Annotated in this window: 14 protein-coding genes; 10 read left to right on the top strand and 4 right to left on the bottom strand. The window is 68.3% G+C overall.

Features of this window, described 5'->3' with window-relative positions; all coding sequences use genetic code 11:
• Nucleotides 1–127 precede the first annotated feature (127 nt).
• The 7 genes from D7X96_RS14160 (at nt 128) to D7X96_RS14125 (ending at nt 7,640) form a co-directional block, all read left to right on the top strand.
• The gene (locus D7X96_RS14160) at nt 128–1,384 is read left to right on the top strand and encodes a serine/threonine protein kinase (protein WP_121769946.1); all 1,257 of its coding nucleotides are present in this window, start codon (nt 128–130) and stop codon (nt 1,382–1,384) included.
• Between the two features lie 124 nt (nt 1,385–1,508).
• Nucleotides 1,509–2,849 (top strand): hypothetical protein, encoded by a 1,341-nt coding sequence (locus D7X96_RS14155; protein ID WP_121769945.1) that lies wholly within the window; start codon nt 1,509–1,511, stop codon nt 2,847–2,849.
• A 244-nt stretch (nt 2,850–3,093) separates the two neighbouring features.
• Nucleotides 3,094–4,404 (top strand): hypothetical protein, encoded by a 1,311-nt coding sequence (locus D7X96_RS40425; RefSeq protein ID WP_208647312.1) that lies wholly within the window; start codon nt 3,094–3,096, stop codon nt 4,402–4,404.
• The gene (locus tag D7X96_RS14145) at nt 4,404–4,754 is read left to right on the top strand and encodes a DUF2019 domain-containing protein (protein WP_120553187.1); all 351 of its coding nucleotides are present in this window, start codon (nt 4,404–4,406) and stop codon (nt 4,752–4,754) included. The genes D7X96_RS40425 and D7X96_RS14145 overlap by 1 nt, the downstream gene beginning before the upstream one ends.
• Before the next feature lie 81 nt (nt 4,755–4,835).
• Nucleotides 4,836–5,297 (top strand): DUF3775 domain-containing protein, encoded by a 462-nt coding sequence (locus D7X96_RS14140; RefSeq protein WP_158626579.1) that lies wholly within the window; start codon nt 4,836–4,838, stop codon nt 5,295–5,297.
• Nucleotides 5,298–5,741: 444 nt separating this feature from the next.
• Nucleotides 5,742–6,881, top strand: a complete 1,140-nt coding sequence (locus D7X96_RS41470; RefSeq protein WP_279637390.1) for a Tox-REase-5 domain-containing protein — start codon at nt 5,742–5,744, stop codon at nt 6,879–6,881.
• Between the two features lie 12 nt (nt 6,882–6,893).
• Nucleotides 6,894–7,640, top strand: coding sequence for an immunity 52 family protein (locus D7X96_RS14125; protein ID WP_120549697.1), 747 nt, complete (start codon nt 6,894–6,896; stop codon nt 7,638–7,640).
• A gap of 1 nt (nt 7,641) precedes the next feature.
• On the opposite strand, the gene D7X96_RS14120 is transcribed toward D7X96_RS14125, so the two are convergent.
• Together D7X96_RS14120 and D7X96_RS14115 are read right to left on the bottom strand one after the other, a co-directional pair.
• Nucleotides 7,642–8,268 carry an SCO family protein gene (locus D7X96_RS14120; RefSeq protein ID WP_121724812.1) on the bottom strand — a complete coding sequence of 209 codons (627 nt, stop codon included), beginning with the start codon at nt 8,266–8,268 and terminating at the stop codon, nt 7,642–7,644.
• A gap of 143 nt (nt 8,269–8,411) precedes the next feature.
• Nucleotides 8,412–8,780: a thioredoxin domain-containing protein gene (locus D7X96_RS14115; RefSeq protein WP_121724811.1), complete on the bottom strand. Its 369-nt coding sequence runs from the start codon at nt 8,778–8,780 to the stop codon at nt 8,412–8,414.
• A gap of 89 nt (nt 8,781–8,869) precedes the next feature.
• Between D7X96_RS14115 and D7X96_RS14110 the strand changes: the two genes are divergently transcribed.
• Nucleotides 8,870–9,265, top strand: a complete 396-nt coding sequence (locus D7X96_RS14110) for a FixH family protein (protein ID WP_244219579.1) — start codon at nt 8,870–8,872, stop codon at nt 9,263–9,265.
• 6 nt (nt 9,266–9,271) lie between these two features.
• Here the strand turns inward: D7X96_RS14110 and D7X96_RS14105 are convergent, their stop codons facing one another.
• On the bottom strand, nt 9,272–9,712 hold the full coding sequence (locus tag D7X96_RS14105) for a hypothetical protein (RefSeq protein ID WP_120549700.1): 441 nt from the start codon (nt 9,710–9,712) through the stop codon (nt 9,272–9,274).
• Nucleotides 9,713–9,862: 150 nt separating this feature from the next.
• Between D7X96_RS14105 and D7X96_RS14100 the strand changes: the two genes are divergently transcribed.
• On the top strand, nt 9,863–10,681 hold the full coding sequence (locus D7X96_RS14100) for a DODA-type extradiol aromatic ring-opening family dioxygenase (protein ID WP_121724810.1): 819 nt from the start codon (nt 9,863–9,865) through the stop codon (nt 10,679–10,681).
• 3 nt (nt 10,682–10,684) lie between these two features.
• On the opposite strand, the gene D7X96_RS14095 is transcribed toward D7X96_RS14100, so the two are convergent.
• Nucleotides 10,685–11,401, bottom strand: coding sequence for a type 1 glutamine amidotransferase domain-containing protein (locus tag D7X96_RS14095; protein ID WP_121769943.1), 717 nt, complete (start codon nt 11,399–11,401; stop codon nt 10,685–10,687).
• A gap of 101 nt (nt 11,402–11,502) precedes the next feature.
• Here D7X96_RS14095 and D7X96_RS14090 point away from each other — a divergent pair, with 101 nt between their 5' ends.
• On the top strand, nt 11,503–12,408 hold the full coding sequence (locus D7X96_RS14090) for a LysR family transcriptional regulator (protein ID WP_121769942.1): 906 nt from the start codon (nt 11,503–11,505) through the stop codon (nt 12,406–12,408).
• The last annotated feature ends 2 nt before the right edge of the window (nt 12,409–12,410 follow it).

Here is a 12,410-nt window from a genome sequence, read left to right as displayed (position 1 = left end):
GGGGTGTGCTGGACTTCCTGACGGACACGCTGCGCACGCACCGTCGGGGCCTACCGCCACCCTCGCTGCTGCCTCTCGCGGAGGCTCCTCAGTTCGCGAACGCAGCATGAGCCGGTGAACGGTTACCATGTCCAGTGGTGCTGACTCCCGGCTCGCCGGGGGCACGGTCCTCTTTTCCCATGCGGGAACCGCCTACGAGTTCTTCCAGGAACTGGGCATTGGCCGTAATGGCGAGCGAGTCCTCTTCGCCCGGCCCCGGACGCCTTCCGGCTACAGGGGGAAGGTCCTCGTGAAGTGCGTGCCCCTGCCGGAAGGGGCCGTGCCGGAGAAGTTCCAGCGTGCTCGTGCGCGGCTGGAAGAGGAGGTGCGGCTGGCGCAATTCCTCCAACACCCCAACATCGCCCACGTCCATGGCCTCTTCGAGATGAAGTTTGGAGAGGCACGGGGCCTGGGCGCCGTCATGGAGTGCGTGGAAGGCTTCAGCCTGGACACCCTCCTCACCATCGCCCAGCTGCGTGGGCGCTACTTCTCCGAGGCCTTTGTCCTCTATGTGGGCGCGGAGGTGGCGGCGGCCCTCGCGCATGCGCACACCCGCACGGACGACGCGGGCAACCCGCTGGGCATCGTCAACCGGGACATCAACCCCGGTTGCATCCGCCTGCGGCCCAGTGGGGGCGTGGTACTGACGGACTTCGGCGTCGCTTGCTCCAGGCTGCAAGGGCGCCTTGCTACGACGCTGCCGCGCCCTCCAGGGGAAGTCATCTACGCCTCACCCGAGGCGCTGGTGGGGGCGGTGACGGATGCGAGAAGCGACCTCTTCTCTCTGGGGCTGGTGCTGTTGGAGTTCGCCACCGGGCGACACCTCTACTACCCGGGGAATCTCAAGGTGGAGGACGAGTCTCCTCGGCTCTCGCGGGAGCAGAACCAACGTGTGCTCGCGGCCATGACCACGACGATGGACATGCACTTGCCGCCCTTCGTGGAGGACGCCGTCCAGCGCGCCATGGTGTTCAGCGGGAAGGACGTGAAGGAGGCCGCGTTCGGGCTGTCCACCTCGCTGCGCTCCGTCTTCCTCCGGCTGCTGTGCAGGGAGCCGGCATCTCGCTACCCGACAGCGGCAGCGCTGGAGCTGGAGTTGCGCGGGCAGCTCGCGCGGTTGGGGCCGTACAGCGCGGCGTATGCGGTGAAGGAAGTAGAGACTGCCCTCTTTGAAGGCGGCGAGGCCATGGAGGAGCTGAGTCTGCTGGAGGACGAGGGTGGCATCGTCCCGGCCTTTCCGCCGCGGAGTCAGGACGCCATCCGCACGGAGCCACACCCGCTGCGCAGCGCGGACGAGACGACGACAGAACCAGGACCGGGCGCCTTGCATCTGTCACGGCATTAACAGTCGCCGGCTCGACGCAGCCGACCTCCCCCCCGGGTAGCGGCGCGGAGCCTGCGGGTGCCGGGCTGAATGTCAGACGTGTGTCCTTTGCTCTCCTCGGAGGTGTCACTCCCAGGGGGCGTGGATGCGAATGACGCGAAGTGGGGCTGTCTGGCTGTTGCTGCTGTTGCCGGTCGCCGCATGGGCCGAGGACGTCCCGGAGGCGCCGCCCGTGGAGGAGGAACGGCGCCCACGGGACGAGGCCTGGCGCAAGCTGCTGCGAGTGGAGGCGACGTCGTTGTCCCTCCTGCCGCGCGCGAGCGTCGGCACGGACGAGGGCTTCCTCCTGGTGGAGCCCACCCTGGTCTTCGAGCGAGGCGAGGACTTCGGCCTCAACCTGGGCACGCCCGTGCGATTGCGCCTCTGGGGTGGTGGAGGGGATGCGGGCTTCGTGCGGAGGGAGGACTGGGACAGCGTCTCGGACTTCGGGCAGGTGGTTCGCGCCCTCAAGCTGGGCTCGGACAACGCACCCGTGGGCGTCTGGTTCGGCGCGCTGGAGGGCTACAGCCTGCTGTCCGCGCACCTCGTAAGGCGCTACGGCGGGCGACTCAACCCCGACTACCACCCAGCGGGCGGCTTCCTCACCGGCACCCTGGGGCCCCTCTACACGGAGGCCTTCGTCTCGGACGTGCTGGGCGCGCGCCTCATGGGCGGCGAACTCTCCCTGGATGTGGAGCACATCCTCTTCGGCCCGCCCCGCGAGAAGGCGCGCTACACGCTGGCGCTGTCGGCGGTGCATGACTGGGGCCGCGCCGGAGGCCGGACGCCCTCGGTGACGCTGGCGCACCTGGATGCCATGGCAGTGGTGGTGGTGCGGCCCACCTACGAGGTGAACGTCCAGGCGGGCTGGGGTGGCCGGCCCGGTGAAGGCGGTGCCTGGGGCGCGGTGGTGGGCGCGGGCGTGGACGCGAGGACGCCCACGTTGCGCTTGCTGCTGCGTCTGGAGGGGCGTCGGCAGCACGGCGGCTTCCGTCAGGGCTTCTTCGGCCCGGACTACGAGCTGGCGCGCTTCAAGGCGGCGGGGCCGGAAGGCGTGGCGCTGGCGGAGGCGTCCTTCCCGGACGGGTACTCAGCCTATGGCGAGGCGGAGGTGGGCTGGGACGCGGTCCGCTACTGGGGCGTCCACAAGCACCTGAAGCTGTCGCTGGCGGTGGAGGCCTTCAGCTGGGGACGCTTCGACGTAGACGGTCGCGTGGCGGTGCAGCTCTTTGACCGCTCCGTGGAAGTCGCCTTGAAGGGACTCGCGGTGGGGGCGGGACAGCCTGGAGCGCGCTACCTGGGCGGAGCGGAGCTGCGCTGGCGTTTGTTGGGCGGGAAGCTCTACGCCATGGGCACGGCGGGCACGCTGCTGTTCCCCGAGGGCGTAGGCACGCTGCGGCCGGGTGTCTTCGCCTCGCTGGGCCTGGGGGTGGACAATGCGCGCTGACGCCCTGCTGCTGGCCCTCGCCATGCTGGCGACGGGGTGCGTTTCGGTGTCACCCACGCCTCGTCGAGGCCTGAGCCTGAGCTACACGCAGCCCTCTGTCCCAGCGCCAGAGTGGGCACAGTCGCCGCGCGAGGAGGCGCCCCCCACTCGGACCTCGCCGCGAACCTCCCTTGCGACTTCAGGGGAGCGGATGGCGCGCCACCGGCAGCTCAGGGAGGACACGTCGGGCGAGGACTCGCGAGCAATGGCTGGGGCCGTGGGCGGCAGCCTCGCTCACCCTGACGCGAGGGAAGACGCCTGGGAGAAGCTCCTGACGGACGCGGGGCTGGATGCGCGGGACGAACGCCCCGTGGGAGGCGTGCTGACGCCCGCGCAAGCCGCGCGTCTGATGGATGTGTTGTTGGGCAAGCCCGTCACGTTGAGCACCTTCCCACCTCGGATGGCCGCAGGCTTCATCCTGCGCGAGGTGATGGCGGGGGGCGAAGTCACGCGGCAGGAACTGCTGCGGCGGGTGGAGCGCTTCTCCCGGGAGCAGATCGCGGTGCTGCGCCCGGACGGCTATCTGGCATGGGCCCTCACTGGGCGCACGCAACAGAAGGTGGCGCCAGTCGAGTGGAAGGACAGTGCCTTCCGTGCGCATGGCTTCGAGTTGGGCCGCTTCTACAGCGGCAAGGGCGGCGTCTTCCGCTCCGTGGACGCGCAGCTCCAAGCCTCGGATTGGCGGCCCCTGGCCGAGGTGTACGACGACGCGGACGTCATCAGCCGCACCCTGGATGGGGCGGAAGATGCGCTCGTGGAGCTGTACCACGCGCTGGGCCAGTTGCTCACGCGTCCCGTGGACAGTCTCGCGGGGCTGAGCAACCTGCCAGCGAGTGTGGCGGCGCTCATCGCGGCCTCCCCCATGTACTGGGAGCGCTTCCAGTCCATGACCCGTGGCGAGCAGATCCGCGAGGTGTCGAGGCTGACGACGGGCCTGTTCATCACCGGAGGCGCGGCTTCGGCTACGACACAAACGCTGAAGGGAATTGCGGTGGGCGCGGAAGTTTCGGTGCCGGTGCTCTCGCTGTCGGTGGAGGGCGCGCTGGTATTGGAGCGCGCAGCAGTGCCAGTGGGTCGCGCGGCGGCGGTGTTGAGTGGCGGGCCCGGGGCAGCCATCATCCTCCAGCGAGCCGATGACGCCGGCGGCTCAGGAGGTGGTGGCGGTGGCGATTCACAGGGGACCTCGCCGTCAAATGGGCCGAAGGGTTATTCGTCCTTCAAGTCCTTCAAGCGGGCGATGGGGCCGGCAGGGCAGGGGAAGGAGTGGCACCACATTGTGGAGCAGACGGACGGGAACGCGGCTCGCTTCGGGCCGCAGGCACTCCACAACCGGGAGAACGTCATCCCGCTGGACAAGGGGCTCCACTCTGGAGTCAGCGGTCTGTTCTCCTCGAAGCGATTCGACATCACCAACACCTTCAAGACGGTTCGAGAATGGCTGAGCACGCAGTCCTTCGAAGCTCAACGTGACTTCGGCCTTCGGGCCATCGAGAACGTGAAGAATGGGGTCTGGTGATGTCGCTTGAGAAGTTCGTAGAGTCATTCGCCCAGAACATCGCGGCGCAGACGGACTGCATCCTCCGTGGGGATGCAAGGGCGGGCAATAAGCACGCTGAGAAGGCGCTTGCCGCTTTCATGTCGCTGCGTGAAAAGGGCGACGCTGGCCGCGATGCACTGGCTGCGCTTTTTTCTCACGCCCGTATGGATGTCCGGGTCACTGCTGCTGCGTTCCTGCTCCGGCACAAGACCGCCGAAGCCACAGCGGTTCTGGAGGAAGCAGCAAAGGGCCAGGGGCTAGCAGCTCTGGGTGCCCAGCAAACCTTGCGGAATTGGAAGGATGGTTCGTGGGCGCTTGACCTTGTCTGAGCAGGTAGTGAGCCAGAGAGGGCGCTAGGTAGGTTTGTCTGAAGGGGTGATGGTTACACGGAGAGAATAGGAGGGATGTCAATGACAGATTCTGGTAATGCGGAGAGTCGAGGGCGGTTTCGTGCCATTGTTGAGCAGACCATTCAACTTGCTCGTGCGATGTACGAAGAGTCAGAGCGATTGTATCCATCTGCTGGTGGTCTTCTGAACGCGTCTGAAGTTTGGAAACGTGAAGCGGACGCACGGACAGGAGCGATACCTCGCCCTGCCGAAGAGGCCTTTGGCCGGTACCTTCAGGAGCTTGATGCTACGGACTCGGTCGCGCTGGTGACGCTTCATTATGTCGGGCGCGATTTTGAAGAGACAGATAAGCCTGAGAAGGCATTTCAACGGCAGCGTATTGGCATGAAGTCCTCGCAGGCGGCCAAGGAGGCGTACGCGAAACTCTTCGGACACAGCCGTTTGGATGAACTCTTGGTTCAGGGACTCAAGAAGGCCAGGAGTATGGGGCTCGATATCGAGGCAATTCCCCTCGCCCAATAGCCTGTAACAGAGTGTTCGTGTATGGCGGGCACATTGCGTCGCCATGTGCCCCCAGTGTGCCCCTCCAGCGAGGATTGAAGGGGCACACCAGGGAACTCCCCGGGACAGCACGGGATGGCGCTCAGAGCGAAACCAGAGCGACAGGTGGGTAACCGCGCGTCCTGCGTGAGGTTTCCCGCCGCCCTGGCGAAGGTGACGCTCATCTTCGCCATCCAGTAGGCCATGCGGGACACTCCAAGCCGGGATGCGGTCCTCCGCGTCCGGGCCTGGAGTGTCCTGATGCATGTGGAGGTCCTGCTGTGCTGCGCGTCGAGCGCCCCGTGGGAGAGGTGCTGACGCCCACGCAGGCGGAACGGCTGCTCGGAGTCCTCCTGCGAAAGCCCGTCACGCGGGACGCGGTGCCACCGCGGATGGTGGCGGGCTTCGTCCTGCGTGAGGTGCTGGATGGAGGACGGCGAAGCCACACGGGAGGAACTGTCGCGGCGGGTGGAGCGCTTCTCCCGGGAGCGGATCGCGGTGCTGCGCCCGGACGGCTATCTGGCATGGGCCCTCACTGGGCGCACGCAACAGAAGGTGGCGCCAGTTGAGTGGAAGGACGGTGCCTTCCGTGCGCATGGCTTCGAGCTGGGCCGCTTCTACAGCGGCAAGGGCGGCGTCTTCCGCTCCGTGGACGCGCAGTTCCAGGCCTCGGATTGGCGGCCCCTGGCCGAGGTGTACGACGACGCGGACGTCATCAGCCGCACCCTGGATGGAGCGGAAGACGCGTTCGTGGAGCTGTACCACGCGCTGGGACAACTGCTCACGCGTCCTGTGGACAGCATCGCGGGGCTGAGCAACCTGCCAACAGGCGTGGCGGCGCTCATCGCGGCTTCCCCCATGTACTGGGAGCGCTTCCAGTACATGACTCGTGGCGAGCAGATCCGCGAGGTGTCGCGGCTCACGACGGGCCTGCTCATGACTGGAGGCGCGGCTTCGGCCACGACGCGGGCGCTGAAGGGGATGGCGCTGGGCGCGGAAGTCTCGGCTCCGGTGCTCTCGCTGTCGGCGGAGGGCGCGCTGGCGTTGGAGCGCGTCGCGGTGCCAGCAGGGCGCGCGGCGGCGGCACTCAGCGGCGGCCCTGGGGCGGCCATCATCCTCCAGCGGGCGAACACGGCTTCGAAGGGAGGAGCACCTTCCCAGGGGCCGGGGCAGTGGGGCCCCGCGAAAGAGTCGATGTCCACGCGCGCCCGGCGCTACCAGGAGCAAATCACCGGGTACACGGCGGATGAAGCGTATTGGGTCGGTGGCGTGGGCCCGAACAGCGGAGGTGTGAAGTTCGATGGCTTCAAGGAGGGTGTACTACTGGAGGCCAAGGGCCCCGGGTACGCCAGGTTCTTTGATGAACTGGAGCCCAAGGAGTGGTTCCGCCATTCTGGGGCCAAGGACCTGATTGATCAGGCCGATCGACAGAGTAGGAAGCTTAGGGGCAGTGGAGTGCCCATCCGGTGGCACGTTGCGGAAAAGCGTGCCGCCGACGCAATGCGGAAGCTCCTTCAGGAAGCGGGAATCAAAGGGGTTGAAGTCGTCCACACTCCGGCACTTTAAAGAGGTTGTTTCGTGACCAGCACATCCACGCCAGAGAGCTACTCGGAGACTTACAATGCTTGCGCCTACTGGGGCTCACGCAAGGAGTCTCCCGAAGAGTGTGCCCGGCGGACAGCGGTATTCCTCAACCTCCTGGCCTCCTGTGATCCCTTCCTTGCCCATTGGTACAAGCCTGCAAGGTCACGGAAGGACGCGCTCAAGCATCCTCTGATGCCACCCGATGTTCCGACGCTGGCCGAGATTTTTCAGCGTGGGGTGAACCGCGAGAAGGGGGGGCCTGCTTTCGAGGATCTTGGCTTTAGCTTCTGGTTCGGGAACGGCGGGAGCGGGGCGGACAGCGTAGACCTGCGCATCAAGTGCGGCGACTACAGCGGTGCCAACCCCAATCACTGCGTGATGCCGCTTCCAAGAAGGGGGCCGAACGCGGACCGGATCGTTACGACTCCTGTCCTGGAAGGCATCGTGAGAGCGATGATTTCCGCCTGGGAGCCCGACTGGGCATTGGCAGGATCGACTACCTACAGGATGCAGTACCCGGAGCCAGACTCGGCGCCCTTCTCCCTGGGGTGGTTTACGTACCTCTCACTTCGCTTGGGCACAGTGCCGCCACTGCCGGCCCCCGTGCGCATCGAGCCTGTGGAGGACAGGGGCTCGTTGATCATCCTGACCCCCGAGCGCTTCACCGTGGCCAACCCGGACCACGTCGCGCTGGCGCGCCGCGTGCGCGAACTGTTGGTCCAAGCGGGGCTCATGCAGTGATTCACTCCGGCGCCAGCGCCAGCAGCGCGGCGTCCCGGAGCAGGGCTCCCAAGCCCCCTTCGCCCTCCGTGACACGGTAGTAGCCGCGGAGCTGTCCCCGCGCGTCCACGAGCACGAAGTGCTCGCCGTGGAAGACGCTGAAGAAATCATCCTCGCCCGCGTCGGCGTCGCGGCCCATCATCACGCGGAAGCCCTTCAGCACGGTCGTCTCCACCTGGTCCATCGGACCCGTCAGCAGCGTCCAGTTGGACGTGTCGATGCGGTGGTCGCGCGCATACGCCGTCAGCCGCTCCGGCGTGTCATGACGTGGATCCACGCTGAACGAGGCGAAGCGCAGGTCCAATCCCTGCTCCCGGGCCTGCCGCTGCACCCGCAGCATCTTCTCCGTGAGCAGCGGGCAGACCGTGGGGCAGCGGGTGAAGAAGAAGTCCGCCACGTAGAGATGACCGCGCATGTCGGCGTCGGAGAACGGCCGCCCCGTCTGCGCGGTCAGCTCGAAGCGCGGGACCGTGCCGTACTGGGGCAGGTTCTCCGCCGCGACACGCGCGCGCTCCCGTTGAACATAGGGCCACGCGGTGAAAAGTGACGCGATGACCAGCACTCCCGCGAACCAGAACAAGGGTTTCATAGAGGGGGACAGGAGCGCAGACAGCGCGCGTCCGTGATGACACGTTCAGAGGTGGAGAGGCCCTGGCTGGAGTCGTAGACGCCTCGGACCTGGAGGCGTTGATCCACCAGCAACACGAGATGCCCACGGTCCTGGAGCCGCCGTCAATCCGGGTGGAGCACCGTGGCGTCGCGCGACGTCGCGAGGACGATTCGAAGCGGGACGCCGTCCGCCTCCAGCTGCGCCTGGACCTGTCGCAGGGGCGCCAACGCGAACTGGACCAGGGAGAGCTGTCCACGAAGCTGCTCCGTCTCCAGCGGCTGACCCCGCGCATCGCGAAGGGTCAGCTCCGGCAGCGGGCCATACACCGGCGGCGGAACCTCCAGCTCCCACGACGCGTTCGAAGCGGGCGCCTCCGACCATGCGAAGTCCAGCACCAGCACGAGCGCCGCGCATGCGAGCACGGACACAACCAGCCCCGCGGCGCCCAGCACCACGAACATCCACGAACGGGGCTGGGCGGAAGAGGACATGACGGCGCACCCTCGCGCATTCCAGCCGCATGCGCGATGCGACACCTTGTCGCAGAACCCCGCCCGCCTTCTTCCGCTACACGGCAAGCATGATGAAGGCACTGCTTGTCGGAATGCTGTTGTGGGGCGCGGGACAGCTGAGCGCGCCCGCCACCGTGGGAACAGCGGCCAGCACCTCCGGGCGGATCCGCGTCGAGGTCCTCTCCCAGACGACACCGCTCCGAAGAGGTGTTCAGACGTTCCAGGTGCGGCTCGCCGACGCCACGTCGGGAAAGCCTGTGACCGGTGTCGTGCTGGCCGTCCAGCCCTGGATGCCCGCCATGGGCCACGGCATCTCCGACGTCCCCCGCGTCACCGCGAAAGACCCCGGGACCTACGAAATCTCCGACGCGGACCTCTTCATGCCCGGCGTCTGGGAGCTGCGCTTCACGCTGAAGGGGACGGTGGAGGACTCGGCGACCGTCACCCTCAAGCTGTCGCGGTAGGACCGCTCAGGCCTTGCTCGCGGCGCGAGGCATCAGGCCGCTGAACTCGTAGATGAACGCGCCGTTCTCCGTGACGTCCACGGTGCAGGCGCCGGCGCGGGAGAGCTCCTCGAGCACCTCCTTGGCCTCCGTGAACGACAGCTGCGTGCCCGCCGCGACCTCGGCGATGGTGACGCGGCCGCCGTGCGTCTGCGCGCAGGCGAGCACGGCCCGCTCGACGCCTCGGGAGTCCAGGGCGGGCCGCATGACAGGCGCATCCCTCAATTCGGGCGGCAGCTTCGCGCGCCGCGCGGAACGGACCAGCGCCAGGCCTCCGAGGATGAAGACGGCGGCGATGATGAGCCCCGAGACCGTGTTCTCCGCGGTGCCGCTGATCAGCTTGTCGATCTCGATGCCAAAGCCAATGACGCCGAACGCGGCGAGCGCCCAGCCGATGATGCTCTTCATGCCACCCCCTTCGCGACGGGACCACCCATCCGTCCCCCAGCGGCGTTTCATGGCAGACGCCGCCGTGCCCCGAGCGGACGGGCTGCTCCACTCCGAGTCCGTTGGCGCGCCAGTCCGCCCGTGGAGTTGAATGGCCCCAGGAGAGCCGCCATGCCCACCGCCAATCCTTCCAGCCCGCGCCTGCCCGTCGTCTTCATTCCTCACGGAGGCGGCCCCTGGCCGTTCGTGGAGCTGGGCCTGCCGAAGGCGGAGGTCCAGGCGCTCGCGACGTACCTGGGCCAGGTGGGTCAGCGCCTCGCGACGCCGCCGAAGGCGCTGCTCGTCATCTCCGCCCACTGGGAGGAGCGCGTACCCACGGTGATGACGTCCACCGCGCCGCCCATCCTGTATGACTACGGGGGCTTCCCGCCGGAGGCGTACCGCATCACCTGGCCTGCGCCGGGCCACCCCGGGCTCGCCGCGCGCGTGCGGGAGCTGCTCTCCGGCGCGGGCTTCTCCACGGCGGAGGACAGCGAGCGCGGCTACGACCACGGCACCTTCATCCCGCTGAAGCTCACGTACCCGGAGGCGGACATCCCCTGTGTGCAGCTTTCCCTGAAGCAGGGGCTGGACCCGGCGGAGCACCTGGCCATGGGCCGGGCGCTCGCGCCGCTTCGCGACGAGGGCGTGTTCATCATCGGCAGCGGGATGACGTTCCACAACCTGCGCGCCTTCGGAGACCCGCGCGCGCAGGACATCTCCGCGAAGTTCGACGCGTGGGTGCAGGACGCCGCCACCTCTCCCTCGGCCGAGCGCGACGCGAAGCTCACGCAGTGGACGCAGGCCCCCTACGCGCGGCTCGTCCATCCGCGCGAGGAGCACCTGCTCCCCTTGATGGTCGTCGCCGGTGCCGCCGGAGCGGACCGGGGCACCACCGCCTGGTCCGGCTCCATGATGGGAGCGCGCATCTCCGGCTTCCAGTTCGGCTGACCTTCAGCGCTTGGGGGCCGGGGCCTGCTTCTTCTCCGCCAGCGCCTTGAGGACCTCCTGCGCGGTGGCGGCCGAGGACGCCGGGTTCTGCCCCGTGACGAGCCGCCCGTCGCGCACCGTGAAGCTCTTCCACAGCGGGCCGGACTCGTAGCGCGCGCCCAGCTCGCGCATCCGGGTCTCCAGCGCGAAGGGGACGATGGCGTCGAACTTCGCCGCCTGCTCCTCCGCGTTGCTGAAGGCCGCCACGCGCTTGCCCGCCACCAGCGGCTTGCCGCCCGGTCCCTTCACGCCCACCAGCGCCGCCGGGCCGTGGCAGACCGCCGCCACCACCGCGCCTCGCGCGTAGCCCGCGGACAGCAGCTGGTGCGTGGGCGCGTGCTGGGACAGGTCCCACATGACGCCGTGCCCGCCCACCACGAAGTACGCGTCGTAGGTGTCCTTCACCTGCGCCAGCACCTTCGTGTTCGCCAGCTTCTTCGTCGCGTCGGCGTCCGCGAGGAAGGCGCGCGTGTCCTCCGTCTGCTCCTTCTCGCTGCGAGGGTCCACCGGCGCCTTGCCCCCCAACGGCGAGGCGATGTCCACCTGGGCGCCTGCCTTCACGAACTGCTCGTACGGCGCGGCGAGCTCCTCCAACCAGAACCCCGTCTTCTCTCCGGTGTTCCCGAACTGCGAGTGGCTGGTGACGATGAGCAGGACCTTCACGGCGGTGAGCGCTTCCATGGGACGCCTCCTTCGAGCCCCACTCCCGTGGGGCGATGGGTGAGGAATACGTCCGCGCCGCCCCCAAGAAAACCGCGAGTCCCTTCACATAAACTGAAGCCATGCTTGGCAATCACGAAGCGCTCTGGACCCTGTGGGAGGTGAGCCGCGCGGGCACGCACGCGGCCGCCGCCGCGCGCCTGGGCATCACCGCCTCCGCCGTGGGTCAGCAGCTCAAGGCGCTGGAGCGGGACACCGGCGTGGCGTTGTTCGAACGGGTGGGGCGCAGGGCCCGGCTCACCCCGGCGGGGGCCTCGCTCGTCGCGAGGCTGGGCGAGCACCTGCCCGCGCTGGACGCGGCGCTGGAGGAGGCCTCCGAGGCCCAGCGCTCGGTGCGCGGAGAGGTCTCCATCGGTGGTCCCTGGCCCTTCTTCCGCTACTGGCTGCGGCCCCGCCTGCCGGGCCTGTTGGCGAAGCACCCGGAGCTGCGGCTGGACGTGCGCTTCGACGTGCCCAGCCGGGTGTCCCGGCTGCTGCTGGAAGGCGCGCTGGACCTGGGCATCCTCGGGCTGCTGCCGGACGCGCCGGGCCTGGAGGTCCATCCCGTGGCCCAGGAGGAGTTCGTGGCTGTCGGCGCGCCCGCGTACCTGAAGCGCTGGGGAACGCCGCGCGGGGCGAGGGACTACGGCGCGCACCGGTTCATCGCCTTCGACGCGGACCTGGCGATGCTGGCGCCGTGGTGGCGCGCCGCCTTCGGACCCAAGGAGCCCCTGCCGCCACAGGTGGTCTGCCGCGTCGCGAACCTGGACGAGATGCTCGCCCTGGTGGAGGCGGGCGTGGGGCTCGCGGTGTTGCCGGACTACCTGGTGGCGCCCGCCGTGCGGGAGAAGCGGGTCGTGACGCTCACGCCGGAGCCGGGCCGGCGCTCCACGCGGCGGCCTCGCGGGACGCTGTACGTCGCGTGGCGCAGGGCCGCTGCGCCCACGGCCCGCTTCATGGCGGTGCGGGACTGGCTGCTGACGAAGTAGAC

Source organism: Corallococcus interemptor (assembly GCF_003668875.1).
Taxonomy (GTDB): Bacteria; Myxococcota; Myxococcia; order Myxococcales; family Myxococcaceae; genus Corallococcus; species Corallococcus interemptor.
The sequence above is the reverse complement of the archived record's forward strand: the minus strand, read 5'-3'. Positions and strand labels throughout refer to the sequence as shown.